Annotated in this window: 13 protein-coding genes and 1 pseudogene; 7 read left to right on the top strand and 7 right to left on the bottom strand. The window is 61.4% G+C overall.

The genetic code is table 11. From position 1 onward, the window contains the following. Positions 1–347: 347 nt before the first annotated feature. A pseudogene (locus ACR2TX_RS06610) lies at positions 348–569 on the top strand (hypothetical protein); the annotation flags it as partial. A 206-nt stretch (positions 570–775) separates the two neighbouring features. Here ACR2TX_RS06610 and ACR2TX_RS06605 read toward each other — a convergent pair. Genes ACR2TX_RS06605 through ACR2TX_RS06580 form a run of 6 tightly spaced genes read right to left on the bottom strand, consistent with a single transcriptional unit; the run spans position 776 to position 4679 of the window. Continuing rightward, positions 776–1759, bottom strand: coding sequence for a ribose-phosphate diphosphokinase (locus tag ACR2TX_RS06605; RefSeq protein ID WP_156879868.1), 984 nt, complete (start codon positions 1757–1759; stop codon positions 776–778). Next, complete coding sequence (locus ACR2TX_RS06600; RefSeq protein ID WP_077730935.1) at positions 1756–2421, bottom strand: dienelactone hydrolase family protein; 666 nt, start codon at positions 2419–2421, stop codon at positions 1756–1758. Before ACR2TX_RS06600 ends, ACR2TX_RS06605 begins: the two co-directional genes overlap by 4 nt. A gap of 32 nt (positions 2422–2453) precedes the next feature. Further along, the gene (locus ACR2TX_RS06595) at positions 2454–3110 is read right to left on the bottom strand and encodes a phosphoribosyltransferase (protein ID WP_434131602.1); all 657 of its coding nucleotides are present in this window, start codon (positions 3108–3110) and stop codon (positions 2454–2456) included. A 55-nt stretch (positions 3111–3165) separates the two neighbouring features. Then, complete coding sequence (locus ACR2TX_RS06590) at positions 3166–3363, bottom strand: hypothetical protein (protein ID WP_077730937.1); 198 nt, start codon at positions 3361–3363, stop codon at positions 3166–3168. Positions 3364–3387: 24 nt separating this feature from the next. Then, on the bottom strand, positions 3388–3903 hold the full coding sequence (locus ACR2TX_RS06585; RefSeq protein WP_434131600.1) for a type 1 glutamine amidotransferase domain-containing protein: 516 nt from the start codon (positions 3901–3903) through the stop codon (positions 3388–3390). Positions 3904–3920: 17 nt separating this feature from the next. After that, positions 3921–4679: a BON domain-containing protein gene (locus ACR2TX_RS06580; RefSeq protein ID WP_077730939.1), complete on the bottom strand. Its 759-nt coding sequence runs from the start codon at positions 4677–4679 to the stop codon at positions 3921–3923. A gap of 249 nt (positions 4680–4928) precedes the next feature. Here ACR2TX_RS06580 and ACR2TX_RS06575 point away from each other — a divergent pair, with 249 nt between their 5' ends. The 3 genes from ACR2TX_RS06575 (at position 4929) to ACR2TX_RS06565 (ending at position 9553) form a co-directional block, all read left to right on the top strand. Further along, a complete protein-coding gene (locus tag ACR2TX_RS06575) occupies positions 4929–5561 on the top strand; it encodes an MBL fold metallo-hydrolase (protein WP_434131598.1) in 633 nt (210 codons plus the stop codon). A 27-nt stretch (positions 5562–5588) separates the two neighbouring features. Then, a complete protein-coding gene (locus ACR2TX_RS06570) occupies positions 5589–6494 on the top strand; it encodes an alpha/beta hydrolase (RefSeq protein ID WP_156879871.1) in 906 nt (301 codons plus the stop codon). 185 nt (positions 6495–6679) lie between these two features. Further along, positions 6680–9553, top strand: a complete 2874-nt coding sequence (locus ACR2TX_RS06565) for a discoidin domain-containing protein (protein ID WP_434131594.1) — start codon at positions 6680–6682, stop codon at positions 9551–9553. Between the two features lie 117 nt (positions 9554–9670). On the opposite strand, the gene ACR2TX_RS06560 is transcribed toward ACR2TX_RS06565, so the two are convergent. After that, entirely contained in the window at positions 9671–11257 is a 1587-nt protein-coding gene (locus ACR2TX_RS06560; RefSeq protein WP_077730942.1) for a glucan biosynthesis protein, read from the bottom strand. A 681-nt stretch (positions 11258–11938) separates the two neighbouring features. Between ACR2TX_RS06560 and ACR2TX_RS06555 the strand changes: the two genes are divergently transcribed. The 3 genes from ACR2TX_RS06555 (at position 11939) to nhaD (ending at position 15796) form a co-directional block, all read left to right on the top strand. Further along, on the top strand, positions 11939–13438 hold the full coding sequence (locus ACR2TX_RS06555; protein ID WP_240502554.1) for a DUF4118 domain-containing protein: 1500 nt from the start codon (positions 11939–11941) through the stop codon (positions 13436–13438). Beyond that, complete coding sequence (locus ACR2TX_RS06550) at positions 13435–14139, top strand: response regulator (protein WP_077730944.1); 705 nt, start codon at positions 13435–13437, stop codon at positions 14137–14139. The genes ACR2TX_RS06555 and ACR2TX_RS06550 overlap by 4 nt, the downstream gene beginning before the upstream one ends. A 229-nt stretch (positions 14140–14368) precedes the next feature. After that, positions 14369–15796 (top strand): sodium:proton antiporter NhaD, encoded by a 1428-nt coding sequence (gene nhaD / locus ACR2TX_RS06545; RefSeq protein WP_077730945.1) that lies wholly within the window; start codon positions 14369–14371, stop codon positions 15794–15796. Positions 15797–16046 lie beyond the last annotated feature (250 nt).

Here is a 16046-nt window from a genome sequence, read left to right as displayed (position 1 = left end):
GCGGCCGGCGCCGTCATAAAACTCACCGGCCAGACCAAACTCGTCGGCCCTGAGCCGGTCTAATTTTATCCGGCGTTCGAGTGAACATTCATCGTAGGATGGGTAGAGCGAAGCGAAACCCATCGATGGCGGGTTAGCCCTTCGACAGGCTCAGGACAGGCTCCGCGTAACCCACCGACCCTTCGACTTGGCTCAGGACAGGTCCGAGGCCGCTCAGCGGGTTACGGCCTGACGGCCTAACCCACCCTACAAACATGAATCCCTTCTCGAAAACGGTTTGGAATAAGTTCGACCGAGGTCGGCTTGTTCCCATTCGAACATCGGTCCGAACGGCAGAGGACAGGGCTATGGCCAGAGGAAGTAAAGAAAAGTACACCGAGAAGCAGAAACGGCAGGCTCGGCACATCGAGGAAGGTTACGAATCGCGCGGCGTCCCCGAAGAGGAAGCCGAGCGGCGCGCGTGGGCCACGGTGAACAAAATTCACGGCGGCGGGAAAAAGCGGGGCGGCAGCGGTCACGGAAAAGAAGAGGATCGCGAGCCGACGCGCAAGGGCGGACATAAAGGCGGCAAACATTAACCCGGGCTGGCGTTTATCGATCCAAGCTCAGGTTCGCAGGTCGGCAATCCTTGGCCGACGGACCCGTTCGTAGGATGTGCTGAACGAAGTTAGTAGGTCGGCAATCCTTTGCCGACAAGCCTGCGTGCCGACCCGTTAACGTCGGGAAAGGATTCCCGACTTACTTGTTGGGCGCTCAGCGGTTTCGGCCGGCTCTTTCAATCCTCCATCAACGCGCTGACGGAACCGCCGGCATGGATCTGCCGGACGGCTTCCGCGAACAGCGGCGCGATCGGGATGACCGTCAGCTTCCCCTGAGCCGTTTCCGGAGGAAGCCTGAAAAGCGGAACGCTGTCGGTGACGGCCAGGCTGTCCAGGACGGGATCGGCCACGACGCTCGCGGCCTCGCCGACGAACAGACCGTGGGTTGAGGCGACGTGGACGGCTAAGGCGCCTTGTTCGCGGCAAACCTGGGCGGCGCGCGCTACGGTGCCGCCGGTGCTGATCATGTCATCGACGATGAGGGCCGTTTTGCCGCGCACATTTCCCGCCAGAATCGCACCGCGTACCGTGTCATCGCTGCGGTACTTTTCCATGAGGGCGCTGCCGACAGTCGCGCCGAGCCGCCGGGACAACTTGCGGCGGAAGCTCTCTGCCCGTTTGAGCCCACCTGCGTCGGGCGAGACCACGGCCACGTCTCCGTGGAGTTTCGCCGCGAAATGCTCGATCAGCAGCTTCCCGGCTTCCAAATGGTCGGTCCGGCAGCGGAAGGCATTCTGAAAACCCGCCAGATCGTGGACGTCGAGGGTGATAACCCGGTCCGCGCCCGCGGCCTCGAACAGCTGCGCCACATAACGCAGCGTGACCGGTTCGCGCGGCCGGGTTTTCCGGTCGGCCCGAGCATAGGCCAAATACGGCACGACCGCAGTCACCGAGGCGGCGGACGCATCCTTGAGCGCACCGACAAAAAACCACAGGCGGCACAGTTTGTCGTTGACGGTCTTGCCGGGCTCGTCGTACAGCGATTGCACCACGAATACGTCGGAGTCCCGCACGTTCTCGGCCGGATACGCCTTGTGCTCGCCGTCGTCGAAATCTTTTTCCTCGACTAAGGACAAGTCAGAACCCAATGCGCGGGCGATGTTTTCTCCCAATGTCCGGCTTTCGCTCAGCGCGAACAGGCGAAGCGGGCCGCGGTTCATCGACGCAGATACTTCAGGAACCAGTCGCGGGCGAGTTCTTCCACCTTTTCCAGCGTGCCGGGTTCCTCGAACAGATGGGTCGCGCCGGGGACTATCTCCAGCCGGTTCACGGCATTCATGCGCTCCGCCGCCAAGCGGTTGAGCTCGATGACCACATCGTCGTAACCGCCGACGATCAGGAGCGTGGGTGCCAGAACCTCGGGCAATCGCTCCTCCGCGAGATCCGGCCGTCCGCCCCGCGATACCACGGCCGCCACCGATTCCGGACGCTCGGCGGCGGCCCGGAGCGCCGCCGCCGCGCCGGTGCTGGCGCCGAACAATCCGAAGGAAAGGTCGGTGGTCAATTCGTATTGCGTGGCCCAGTCGATCGCGCCCACCAGGCGATCGGTCAAAAGGCCGATGTCGAAACGGAATTGACGGGTGTACTGGTCGACCTCGTGTTCCTCCGCGGTGAGAAGATCGAACAGCAGCGTAGCGAGGTCGGCGCGGTTGAGGAAATCGGCGACGGCGCGGTTGCGCGGGCTGAACCGGCTGCTGCCGCTGCCGTGGGCGAAGATCACGAGTCCTTGAGGCTGGTCCGGAATGAACAGCGAGCCGGACAGCGTCACGCCCGCCGGACCTACCGGAAATTCAATGGAATCCGAGGGTGCGGCTTGATTCATCTCTTCATCTCCCTGCCGAACAAAAAGCTTGTTTAATCCGATGTCTCGCCCCAGGCTCGGGTAAGAATCTCCCGAACCTCGTCATCGGTGGTCTGGGAAAAGTCCCGGTATCCTTGACCCACTGCAAAAAACGGCTCGGGAGTCATCAAGCAGACCACCTCGTCGACTTCGGCGCGCAAACGCTCCACCGTATCCACCGGCGCCAGCGGCACGGCGACCACGACGCAAGCCGGGTTTCGCTGGCGCAGGGCGGCGAGGCCGGCGCGCATGGTCGCTCCCGTGGCGATGCCGTCGTCCACCACGATGATGCAGCGGTTCTCGATATCGGGGTACGGACGATCGCCCCGGTAAAGCCGCTCGCGGCGCTCCAGTTCCTGGCGCTCTTTCGCGGCGGCGTTCTCGATAACTTCGTCGCTGATCCGGTAGATCGATACCACATCGCGGTTCAGGACGGAGGCGCCTCCGCTGGCGATCGCGCCCATGGCCAACTCCGGATTGCCGGGTGTTCCGAGCTTTCGCACGATCAAGAGGTCCAACGGCGCTTTCAGGGCACGGGCAACTTCGTACGCCACCGGCACCCCTCCGCGGGGCAGGGCGAGCACGATCAGGTCGGAACGGCCGGCATAAGCGCCCAAAGCCTCCGCCAGCTGGCGTCCGGCATCCGTGCGGTTTTCGAAAAGTGTATCCATAGGATTTACGAGCACTGCTGAAGACACCGGGTTTCATCGCTAGCCCCGGTTGCGTTTAAGGTATTTCCAAGCGTCCGCCGTCGCGCCACTCGCTCAGCTGTTCCGCGCCGATCCGCAGTTTTTCCCTTAGCGCCTCGATCCGCTCCTTTTGCTCGAGCCGGGTCGCTGGCCACGCTTCCAGCCGGTCGAGTTCGGCTTGCCATTCCTCCATTTGCATTTGGAGTTCCCGCAAGCGGGCTTGTTCGGTATTCATGGCTGTTCCGGTAATTCTTCCGTATCAACGAGAAGCCCTGTTTTTCAGGAGCTTCATGAATTCCCGCATGAACGCCGGGAGATCCGCGGGTTGTCTCGACGTTACCAGATTGCCGTCCACGACGACCTCCCGGTCTTCATAATGGGCTCCGGCTTGCCTCATTTCGTCCGCGACGGCCCGATAACAAGTGGCGTGCCGATTTTTCAGCACACCGGCCGAAATCAGGATCTGCGGCCCGTGGCAAACGGCCGCTACCGGCCGATCGTTCTGCATGAAAGCCTTGGCGATCGCCAAGGCCGAGGGTTCCTCCCGCAATGCGGCCGGCGCTTTGCCGCCGGGGAGCAGAAGAACGTCGTAATCTTGCGGAACGATTTCCGAAAGCTTCTTGTCGACCGCCACTTCGTAGCCGTGTTTGCCGATGATCGTCCCGGTTTTGTCGGAACCGATCTCGACCGGAATTCCCTCCTCTTTCAGCCGGTAGTACGGCACGAGGAGTTCGGCATCCTCGAAATAGTCTGAACTGAGTATGAGGACTTTCATCCTGAGTCTCTCTTCTCTTAATGGAGCGCTTCCTCCCGTTCGGACGGGGGAGGCTGTTGGGTCGTCTCGGGCGCGGGGCGAGGCGATTGAATTGCTTCGGGGCGGTAGCCTTCGGCGACGCTCGGTCCGCCCGTGAGCGGTTTGTTGGTCAGTGCCCGCAGGATCAGGGTGGAACCCGCCAAACCCAAAACGGCCGTGAGCGGACTCGCATGCCGCAGGGCATTGACCGCCAGGGTGGTTCCGGTTGCGCCGGCGATCAGCCGGGTGGCCGGCGCCCAGTTCTCCTGCAAGATGTCCGGGCGTATCCGGCGGCGCGGAACTCCGCCCTGAAGTTCGGGGATCTGCTCCGCGGTCTCATGTACTTCCAGCCGATCGTCCACACCCCTGACTCCGCGTACCGAGGCCACACACCGGTAGAGCGGCTTGTGCTCATGCGCCAGTACCGGACCGGAGAGCGTCACAAAACCGTCCTGCACCTTGACGTCGATGACTTTGGGATGGGAGACCACCCGTCCGATATTGGACCGTACCCTATCAACCAGCAAGTCGTCGGGGACAGGCCCCGCCGTCAGCCACCCGTTGAGCTCCGCGACCATGCCGACCGCGCGATTGCGAAGGTCGCGCAGGGCCACCTGAAACGCGTCATCGAATCGGTTCATGCTGCTCGTCGTCTTGTCGCGGAGAACGGCCCGGCGATATCGCCCGCGATCCGGGTCGAGCAAATACATCAACGCGGCCCCCACGGCCGCCCCGTACAGTGTTGAGTTCCGCTTCATGGCATTCTCCTCGGAGTGTTCCGTACTGCGCTCGCCTGACTAATCAGACTCGTCTCCCGAAAGGGAGTTGCACGCGAGTGTTACCGAAATGAAAAAGGCGGCCGAACGGATTGCGGGTGATTCGGAAATTCCGTCGGCTATTCGCCGATCACCGTGCGAAGTGGCGCGATCGAGCACGCCGCGCGACCGACAGGAGCATACGGATGAGGCCGGCGTCTAAACAAAGAAGACGATCCGAAAGGAAGTGTGATGTCCGAACCGAAAGCCATTGCGGCAACGATCGAAACCGTGGTGCCCGGGGTGTGGCGCTGGTCCGTGCAGGATGATCGTATCGGTTACGAGAGCGATGCGCACGCCATCGCGTCGGGTGACCGCATGGTCCTTATCGATCCCTTGAGGGTCGAGACAGCGATCCTCGAACGCTTAGGGCCGGTGGAGGCGATTTGCCTCACCGCCGCCTGCCATCAGTGGGCCGCCTGGCATTACCGCCGTCGTTTGGGCGTGAAGGTGTATGCGCCCGACGGCACGCGGCCCATGGACGAGGAACCGGACCTGCGCTACCGGGCAGGCGATGTTCTGCCGGGGGGCCTTCGGGCGATCCACACGCCGGGACCCGAAACCGCGCATTACGCCTTCTTCTTGCCGAAGCGTCCCGGCATCCTGTTTTGCCCGGATCTCTTGTCACACGGAGCCGGCGAGGCCTTGGCCTTTGTTCCGGCCGAGTATCACGAGAACCCGGCGCTAACCCGGCAGAGCGTGCGGAATTTGCTGGACCTGGACTTCGCGGTGCTCTGCTTCGACCATGGCCGCCCCCTTCTCGACGAGCCCAAGGCCGCGCTGCGGGCCCTCATCGCCGAGAAGCCGGGGACCTCGCACAGCTGACTTCCGCGCAGCAGCTATCGATAAGGTATGGCACCCGGAGAGGCATCATCCCGGCACTGGAATCACCGCTACGCGGTAGTCAACGGAATACGCCTGCACTGGGTGGAAGCCGGAACCGGGCCTCTTGTCGTGTTGCTGCACGGATTTCCGGAATTCTGGTACTCATGGCGTCACCAAATCCCGGCGCTGGCGGGAGCGGGCTTTCGCGTAGTCGCCCCGGATCTCCGCGGCTACAACGAGTCCGAAAAACCCGCTGGAATCAGGCCTTATCGCCTGGAAACCCTGGCGGACGACGTGCTCGCGATCATTCACGCGCTGGGCCAAGAGCGATGCGCGGTGGTCGGACATGATTGGGGCGGTGCCATCGCCTGGTTTCTGGCCATGCGCCATCCGCAGGCGGTAGAGAATTTGATCGTCCTGAATGCCCCGCATCCGGAGCGTTTCTTTCAGGAACTCAGGACGCCGGCGCAGTTGCGGAAGTCCTGGTACGTATTCTTCTTCCAACTCCCGTGGCTGCCCGAAAGGCTGATTCGAGCGGATGATTATGCCGGATTAGGCCGGATATTGCGGACCGATCCGGTGCGGCCCGATGCGTTCACCGAAGCCGACATTCAGTGCTACAAGCAAGCCCTGGCGCAGCCGGGCGCGCTGACTGCGGCGATTCATTATTACCGTGCCCTGTTCCGCCGCAACCTTCTCCGATTCCGGCGGCAGATCCGCCCCATTCATGCGCCGACACTTTTGATCTGGGGTGCGCAGGATCGCTATCTCGGTATCGGGCTGACCCAGGGTTTGGAACGATGGGTTCCGAATATCCGGGTCGAACGCATCCCCGAGGCGAGTCACTGGGTTCAGGCGGACGCGCCCGAGCGTGTCAACTCGTTGATCATTGGCTTTCTTCGAAAACAAGGGCATGGCATGGGGCGAAGTTGACGTCTTCACCGGTATTCCGTGCGCAGTGGATGTGCCGAGGATTCGGCTATCTCTTTCTGCACGAAACTGTGGCGCAAGAATACCTCGAGCCGCCTGCCGCGGAAGGGTGAAGCCAGCAGTCGGATCAGCGCTGTAATGGTGTTAATCTTCTGAGCCAACTCACTACACCCGACTGCGGAGTGCGCATGAATGTCCCCTACAAAGGCCGATGGACGGTGACTGCCAGCGGCGGCGATCCCCGAGCCGCCATCGACGACTCCTACTCGACGCGATGGGTCTCCGAACCGTCGGTGGCCCCCTGGCTCGAGATCGATTTCGGCCGGATCGCGATCCTCGGAGGACTCGAGGTTTACTGGGGCAGGCATGCGCCCAAGGTATATTCTTTCGGGTCCTCGCTCGACGGCGAAGCGTGGACGCCTCTTTGTGCCACCCGCCACGGCGAGGGCGGTCAAGACGTCTTCGCGTTTCCGCCGACGGAGGCTCGATTCGTGCGCTGGACTTGCGCCGATCCGGAGCCGGAGCGGGGCCTCGAAATCGTCGAAATCAACCTGTACGGTCCGGGCGAGGCCGCGTCGGTGCAAGAGCCGGGGCGAATCGCGGCGTTGGGCCGTGGGCCGGTCAAGATTCCGCCAGGCGAGAGCATTACCGTCAATTTCGGGTATACGCGATCGCCGCTCGGCGTGCTGGTCCAATGGGGAGAGACTTACGGAACCGACTTTTCGGTCGAGCTTTCCGACGACGGCGAGAACTTTCGGGAGGTCGGCCGCATCATCCTCGGCAACGGCGACTACGACAGCTTTTATTGGCGATCCACCACGAGCCGCTATCTGCGCTTCACGGTTCACGAGGCAAGCAGTCCGGAAGGGGCTGTCGTCGACGAACTCAAGCTCCGCATCCTGAATAAGGACAGAATGCCGATCGGCCAACTGGAGCGCGCGGCGCAAGTGGCGCGCAGCGATCTTTATCCGCAGGCTCTTCTGGAGCGGCAGGTCTATTGGACCGTGCTCGGGGAGATCGATCGGTCCGAGGATGCCCTTTTCGACGAATACGGCAATCTCGAGCCCCGCCCCGGTTCCGGCCAACTCATGCCGTTGTTTCGACTGGACGGAACGCTTCACGGCGCGCCCGGCGCTTCCGCGATCACTCAAACGCTGGCCGACGGCGCGCTGCCCATTCCTTCCGTCGCGTGGTCGGCGCGGGAGGTGGAACTTAGGGCGACCGCCCTCGCCGATGCAGGGCAAGCGATAGTCGAGTACCGCATCACGAACCGCGCCGGCGTGCCGCAGCAAGGGGCGCTCGTCCTCGCGCTGCGCCCCGCCCAAATCAACCCGTATTGGCAACACGGCGGACACGCGATCATCAACTCGATAGCCATCGACGGAAAGGAGGTTCGGGTCAACGATGGGTGGTATGCCGGTTTTTCGAGTGCCCCCGATGTCGCGACGATCGCCGAATTTCACGACGGAGACGTGGTGAAACTGATCGAGAACCAGCCGCAGCACACCGAACGCTGCTTGCATTCCGATTCCGGTCTCCTGAGTGCCGCATGCGAGTTCGACTTTTCCCTGGCCCCGGGCGAGACCGCTTCCTTCGTCGTATCGGCTCCGCTCAGGGACGGTATCGCACCCGACACGGAGGTCGACTTCGCCAGCATTCGCGAGAAGGTCGCTCGAGTTTGGCGCGAGAAGATCGGCCCGCGCAGAATCACGGTGGGAGACCGCGAAGTCAGCGATACGGTCGAGGCACAGACGGGACTCATCCTGGTGAACGCCACCCGCTATGCCTTCAAGCCCGGTCCGCGCAATTACGACCGAACCTGGATACGCGACGGCTCCTCGCAGGCCCTTGCCCTGCTCTACGCCGGTTTGATCGAAGAGGCCGAGCGCTACGTGCTGTGGTACTCGAAACGCATCTACGACAACGGCATGGTGCCGCCGATCCTGAATCCCGACGGTAGCGTAAACCGCGGCTACGGAAGCGACATCGAGTTCGACGCCCAGGGCCAGTTCGTGGCGATCGCAGCCGACACCTATCGCTTCAGCCGGGATCGCGCCTTTCTCGAAGCCATTTTCGAACCCGTCGTCCGGGCCACCCGATTCATCGAGGAACTCTGCGCGCGAACCAATGCGCTGCACGGGCCCGAAACGCGGTTCCATGGGCTTTTGGCGCCATCCATCAGCCACGAGGGTTACAACAAGCCGACCTACAGCTACTGGGACAACTTTTTCGCGTTGCGGGCGTGGCGCGACTGCGCCTATCTGGCCGCCGAGATCGGCGATGCGGAAATCGCGAACCTGGCCGAAACCAAGGAACAGGAGTTCGCCGCAAACCTGGCCCGCTCATTGCGAATGACGACCGAAGAGCTCGGTTCGGGGCTGGTCCATGCCTCCGCCGATCGCGAGGATGTCGATCCCACGTCGACCTCCATCGCTTTCGAACCCTGCCGTGTGGAGGATGTGCTTCCGGCGGAGTACATTCAGGCAACCTACGATCTGTATCTCGACCATCTCGAACTCATTCGCGCGCCCGACTTCCAAGGGGGCTTTACGCCGTACGAGATTCGCAATCTGAACGCGCTCGTGGCGCTGGGTCGAACCGAGGAAGCCTTCCGGCTCCTCGGGGATGCGCTCACCTGGCGCAGACCCGCCGGTTGGCGTCATTGGGCCGAGGTCGTCTGGGCCGACCCGCGCGTGCCGGACTATATCGGCGATATGCCTCACACCTGGATCGGCGCCGAATTCGCCACCGCGATCCGCCGCATGTTGATTAGGGAAAACGGCGGCACGCTCGAACTTTTTCGAGCCGTCCCCGATGCCTGGTGGGAAGGCGAAGGCATTACGCTGAACGAGCTGCCGACCTGCTTCGGAACGGTCAGTCTCAGAGCCCGCCGCGGCGAATCGCAAGTGACGGTCGATCTGAGCGTGACCGGAACCGCGCCGAAACGGATCGTCCTTCGCTATCCGGGCGCGCGGCAAGCCCACGCCGACGGCAAACCGTGCGAGATCGACGGCGATCTCATCAAGGCACCGAATCTGAACCGGCTCGTGATCGATCTGTAGACTTGTAGGGTGGGTTAGCGAAGCGTAACCCACCGATCCGAGATCGCTCGGTGGGTTACGGCCTCGCGGCCTAACCCACCCTACAAAAATTAATGCCTTATTGAAAGCGATTTGGAATTAGGCCGGGCCCGCGCGGAACTGGTAGAGCCAGGTTTCGGTCAGCGCATCGCCGTTGCCGCGGATGTAGAGCCGGAGCTCGACAGGATCGCTGCCGGTCGGGACGAGGTCGAAGATAGCCCTCCAGCGGCGCGTGCCCGGCACCGGCTCGATGAAGGCGCCGGAGACGGTTCCGCCGGACGCGGAGACGACCGGTTCGGCCTTGACCGAATCGCCCCACAGCGGATCCAGCGCCGAGCCCGCGAATTCGACGCAAATCTTGTACACGCCCTTCGGCCGGGGTTTTCCCGGCTGACCGCCACGCCCGATCCGGGTCGCCACGCAGCGGGCCACCTGCGCCGGGTGGGGCTCGTCCCCCAGCCAGTGCAGCCGATAGCGCAGCCGGTAGGAATTGCCGGCACGCGCCGGTCCGTCCGGCCGCCAGTAAGCCACGATGTTGTCGTGGATTTCGTCGTCCGTAGGCAGTTCCACCAATTGGACGGCGCCGGGGCCCCAGTCGTCCAGCGGCTCCACCCACAGGCTGGGCCGCCGTTCGTAGTTGACGCCGTCGAGATAGTTTTCGTACACCCGGTCGCGCTGCATCAGGCCGAAACCTTTCGGCCCCTTGTCGGCGAAGCTGGAGGTCACGGCGAAGGGCTGATTGATCAACGGACGCCAGAGCCGTTCGCCGTTGCCGTTCCAGATCGCGAGACCGTCGGAATCGTGGACTTCCGGGCGCCAGTCCTCGCGTTGGCGTTTCTCCTTTTCGCTGAACCAATACATGGAGGTCAATGGGGCCAGTCCCAACCGGGTGATGTCCTTGCGCAGGAAAAGAACCACCTCGACGTCCTGTATCACGCCCTCGGTACGCCGGATCGAAAAATGATAAGCACCGGTAAGGCTGGGGCTATTCAGCAGAGCGTAAACCGAGACCGGCTGGTCCTCTTTCCGAGCGCCCTCGATGAAAAATTCGGTGAAATCCGGAAATTCTTCAGGCGTGGGTTCGGCGGAGTCCACGATAACGCCGCGGGCGGACAGTCCGTACTGGCCCAAGGCGCCGATAGCCCGAAAATATGAGGCGCCGAGAAAGGCTATCCAGTCTTGGGTTCGCCAGTCCTTGCGCTTCCGAGATTCCTGCAGGCGAAAACCTGCAAAGCCCGTATCTTCAGGCAGCTTGCGGGCGATGCTGTCCTTGGGCATCGAAAAATACTTGGGTCTGTACAAGATTTCCCGCGCCACTCCGTGCTCCAGAACGTGCATCTTGACCGACTTCTGGAAGAACTGGCCCACGTGAAAAAAAGTAGCCGGATAGAGGGACGGCCCATTCGCGAACAAAGCATAATCGGGACGGTAACGGATATTCCCCCAAGCATCGTAATCGATCTGCTGAACGACTTTGGGCAGGGGTTTGGGTGGTGATTCATAGGGCGCCTTGGCCATGGCAGCAGCCCGCTCGATCAGCGCCTCAAAGGAAAAGAGCTGACCAGGGCCCAAACGAAGCCCTTCGGACGCAGGCGGGACAGCCCGAGCCACGTTGAAAAGCGTTCCCCCTAAGGCTACTAAGGAAGCGGATTTCAAGAATCCGCGCCGACTCAACTTCTGATTCATTGGATTGTAATTCTGTAACTGGTACTAATGACTTAGCGTTTCAATAACGAACGCCGATGAAATCGTATGAAACCGGCATTGTCTTGGCAATTCCGAGAAGTGCCCGGCTCTTGCCCCGAACGCGATTCCTAATTCCATTCGGCATTCGAGTGAACATGAAACGTAGGGTGGGTTAGCGGAGCGTAACCCACCGATTCGAGGTCGCTCGGCGGGTTACGGCCTTGGTTCCGAGGTAACGCCGCGGCCCCGATAGGCCAGAGTACGCTTGGAGGCAGCGCGGTAGGTCAATCGCCGGGGGAGCGGTTTGATATCGATCACGGTGGAGGGCGATGGCTGACATCTCGATTGCTTTCTGTTTTGAAATAAATATGCCACTCATTATTGACGCAAAATTTACACCATCTTTAGATCCGAAAGCCTAGAGTGAACGGCGCAGACCCGTCGGAACAGTACCTCGGCTACGCATGCTTCGAGAGAGCTTTAGCAAGGATATCGGCACACTAGGATTAGTCCAAAGACGCGATTGAGGCCGGCCGAAGTCACGAATACGGCGAGTTCGCCTCGGTCAATTCCGGCCTTTTAGAGCAGCCAAAGCGCATGGTATCCGCCACGAGCACCTCATCCCACGCCCCTACTTCCTTGCATAGGCCCTACCGCCGAGCGGTTGGATATTTCTGGGGGTTGGCGGCTCCCACGCTTTGCACGTTGATCAATTGGCCGCTGCGCGGTCAGATCAGCCCAGCGAACATCCTGATGATTTACTTGCTGGGCGTGTTTTTCGTGGCTATCCGGTTCGGACGCGGCCCCTCCATCCTGGCCTCTCTTCAGAGCGCCGGGACTTTCGCCTTTTTCGTTGCCCCTCCGATTTTTTCCTTCGCCGTCTCCGATACGGAGCATCTGATCGGCCTTGCCGTCATGCTGATCGTTGCGGTCGTGACCAGCAGCCTGATGGATGCGCTTCGATCGCAGGCCGCCGTGGCGGCGCAGGGGGAACAGCGCGCCTCGACGCTGTACCGGCTGAGCAAGGAGCTGGCCGGTACGCGCCAGGAGGCGGACGTGATCGCAGCCGGCATCAAACATATCTACTCCGAATTTGGGCTCCCGAACACCCTGCTCGTTCCGGACGGCCAAGCCCGGCTGCACTGTCCGGAAGGCGATCTTTGGCCGCCAGGCATGCCGGATCTGGATCTTGCCCTTGCACAACAGGCTTTTGACCAGGGGCAACCGCAGCCGCCCGGCGGCGGCACCGACACAAATTCTGTAGGGACCTCGCTCTACTGGCCGCTGGTCGGCTCCGAAGGCGTCCTCGGCGTATGGGTGATGGCGCTCCCGGCCCACCGAAGGCTTTCGCCGGAAGAACGGACGCTCCTGGATCTCTTTCTCCATCAAATCGTTCAATCTCTGGAGCGGGTTCGGGCTGCCGAACAAGCTCGCTGCACAGCCATCCGAATAGAGGCGGAAACCCTGAGGAATTCGCTGCTGAGCGCCATTTCCCACGATCTCCGCACCCCGCTTTCGACGATCGTCGGCGCGTCGGGAACGCTGGTCGAAGGCGACGAACACCTGGATGCCGAGCACCGCCAAAAGCTGATCCGAGCGATCCATGAGGACGCGAAGCGGATGTCCGATCTCACGCATAAGATCCTGGACATGGCCCGGCTCGAAGCCGGGAAGGTTGCGCTGAATCGACAGTGGTACGCCCTTGAGGAAATCATCGGCAGCGCCCTGCGCCGGATGCGAAAACAGCTTGAAAACCGGCCGGTCACGGTGGATCTGGATAACGGATTGACGCTGGTCCATGTCGACGCGGTCTTGATGCAGCAAGTCTTGGTCAATCTTCTCGAGAATGCCGTCAAATATACGCCGGAAGCGAGCCCCATCGAGATTACCGCAGAACTGTCGCCGAAGTTGCTGACCCTCTCTATTGCCGACCGGGGTCCGGGCATTCCGGAAAAATTCAGGCACCAGATCTTCGACAAGTTCTTCCGCGTTTACCCGGAAGCGCCTCAGGGCGGCGCCGGACTCGGCTTGGCCATCTGCCGGGCCATCATCAGCGCGCACGGCGGCGACATTCGCGTCGAGCCCCGGGCCGGCGGAGGATCCGTCTTCCGCTTGGAACTGCCGCTCACGGAAACGCCGCCGGACATCGAGCTGGAAAACGAGGCTTTGTCGCGGCCATGACGGAAACCCGCCCCGCCATATTGGTCATCGAGGACGATCCGCACTTGCGGATGTTCTTGAGCACCTGTCTGAGCGGCCAGGACGGTTGGTCGGTGATCACGGCCGAGACCGGGACCGAGGGTTTGGCTTCGGCGCGAAGCGCCAAACCGGCACTCGTGATCCTCGATCTTGGACTGCCGGACATGGATGGCGTGGAGGTGGTGGATCGGTTACGGAAACGCACTGGAGTCCCTCTGATCATCCTGTCGGCCCGAAATCACGAAAACGACATCACCCAGGCCCTCGACGCCGGCGCGGACGACTACCTGACCAAACCCTTCAGCACGGCGGAACTCGTGGCGCGTATCCGGGCATTGCTGCGGCGTGCCTCGCAGCGTTCGTGGGGACCGCCGCGCGATGTGTTTCAAGTCGGCGACCTAAAGGTCGAACTGACCCGGCGGAAAGTTTCTCTCGAAGACCGCGAGATCCATCTCACGCCGATCGAGTATCGCCTACTGACCGCCCTGATCAGTCATGCGGGAAGTGTCGTCACCCACAGACAGCTGCTGAACGAGGTCTGGGGTCCGGGCCATACCGAGCACAGCCATTACGTCCGGATTTACATGGGCCAGTTGCGACACAAGATCGAGGCCGATCCCGCCAGACCCCGCTATCTCCTGACGGAACCCGGTGTGGGATACCGTCTGTGCGACGACGAATGATCGAAGACCCACGAGCGCGTGCATTGATGCAGCCAAGCAATGACCGGCGGCGCTCGCCTTTGCATGATCAGGTCTGCATTGCCTTTTCGTTCAACATTAAACAGCGGAATGCCATCCATGCTTCACGTCTTAATAACGAGACAAGCGGGCAGCCGTCATCAGCGGCTGATCGGTCAAGAAACACGGCTACATCGTACTCACCAACAAGCCGATCAATCGCCGATCAATCATGAATAAGAAATGGCTGATGATCGTGCTTGCCGCCTTACCGGTCCCGGCCCTGAGCGCCGAGGGCAGCCTACCGCCGCCGCTGGATCTGACCCATCATGCCGTCGGCTATCTGGCCGTCGCGATCTTCCTCGGAGCTTATGCGCTGGCCATGATCGAGGAGGTCACGGAACTCAGGAAATCGAAGCCGATGGTTCTTGCCGCCAGCCTCATCTGGGTCTTGATTGCTGCCGTATACGTCCGGGACGGCCTTGGCGAGCAGGCCGAGCAAGCATTCCGCACTGGGTTGGAGGGGTACGCGGAGCTATTCCTGTTCATACTGGTTTCGATGACCTACCTCAACGCCATGGAAGATCGGGGGGTGTTCGAATCCCTGCGTATCTGGCTGCTGCGCAAGGGCTTCAGCTATCGGCAGCTGTTTTGGATCACCGGATGCCTGTCCTTCTTGCTGTCCTCGGTGTGCAACAATCTCACCACCGCCCTTTTGATGGGCACCGTGATCATGGCGATGGGGCGGGATAACCGCCGCTTCATCGGCGTGGCCTGCGTCAACGTGGTGGTTGCCACCAATGCCGGCGGCTCCTTCAGTCCGTTCGGCGATATCACGACCCTCCTGGTCTGGCAAAAAGGGGTCGTGCCGTTCATCGAGTTCTATTCGTTGCTGGTCCCCTCCATCGTCAATTTTGTCCTGCCGGCAGCCATCATGTACTTCTGGGTTCCCAAGGAAAAGCCGGCACCCGCTCTGGAGGCTTTCGCCCTGCGGCGCGGGGCGAAAACGATTATTCTGTTGTTTCTGTTGACCATCGTCACCGCCGTCTGTTTCGAGAACTTCCTGAGTCTCCCGCCGGCCGCCGGCATGTTGGCGGGGCTCACCTATCTGAAATTCTTCAGCTATTACCTGCAGAAGACGGCGGCGCCACGCGGCAATTCGGGCGAAGTCGCCGATACCGATGCCATGGAAATCCCCTACGACCTGGAGGAACGGCATCATTTCGACGTATTCCACAACGTCTCGCGATTGGAATGGGACACGCTGCTGTTCTTCTACGGCGTCATGGTCAGCGTCGGGGGTTTGAGCTTCATCGGCTATTTGAACTACGCCTCGCAGTTCCTTTATACCGATCTCGACCCCACCATCGCCAACGTGCTGGTGGGTATCATCTCCGCCTTCATCGATAACGGCACCATCATGTTCGCCGTGCTGACGATGATGCCCGATATCTCACAGGGGCAGTGGTTGTTGGTGACGCTGACGGCGGGTGTAGGGGGAAGCCTGCTCGCCATCGGCTCGGCGGCGGGTGTGGGACTTCTCGGTCAAGCCAAAGGCTTCTATACCTTCAGCACACACCTGAAATGGGTTCCGGCCATTGCGCTCGGGTATGCCGGCAGCATAGTCGCGCATTTCGTGATCAATGCCCGGTATTTTTAGCGCGCCGGGTAAGTTCTGGAATGGCTATCGTCTCAAAGAAAATGGGATAGTGATCGCTTACGGACGGAAATTCCGATGCCTTTTATTCTGCGCATACAGAAATCTTATTAATCAGGCCCGTAAATACCCTCCTGGTATTTCGGGCCGCCGCCCAGGCCGGTACAAGCCCGGCCTGGGCTCACGCGGCTTGTCGCCGCGCCGGGGCATCCCTGCCCCGGATTAACCCGGCCTATATTTATAGGCCGGGTTA

It is taken from the genome of Methylocaldum sp. GT1BB, assembly GCF_051027545.1.
Lineage (GTDB): Bacteria > Pseudomonadota > Gammaproteobacteria > Methylococcales > Methylococcaceae > Methylocaldum.
Note: the sequence above shows the minus strand (reverse complement) of the source record. Positions and strands in the feature narration are given on the sequence as shown.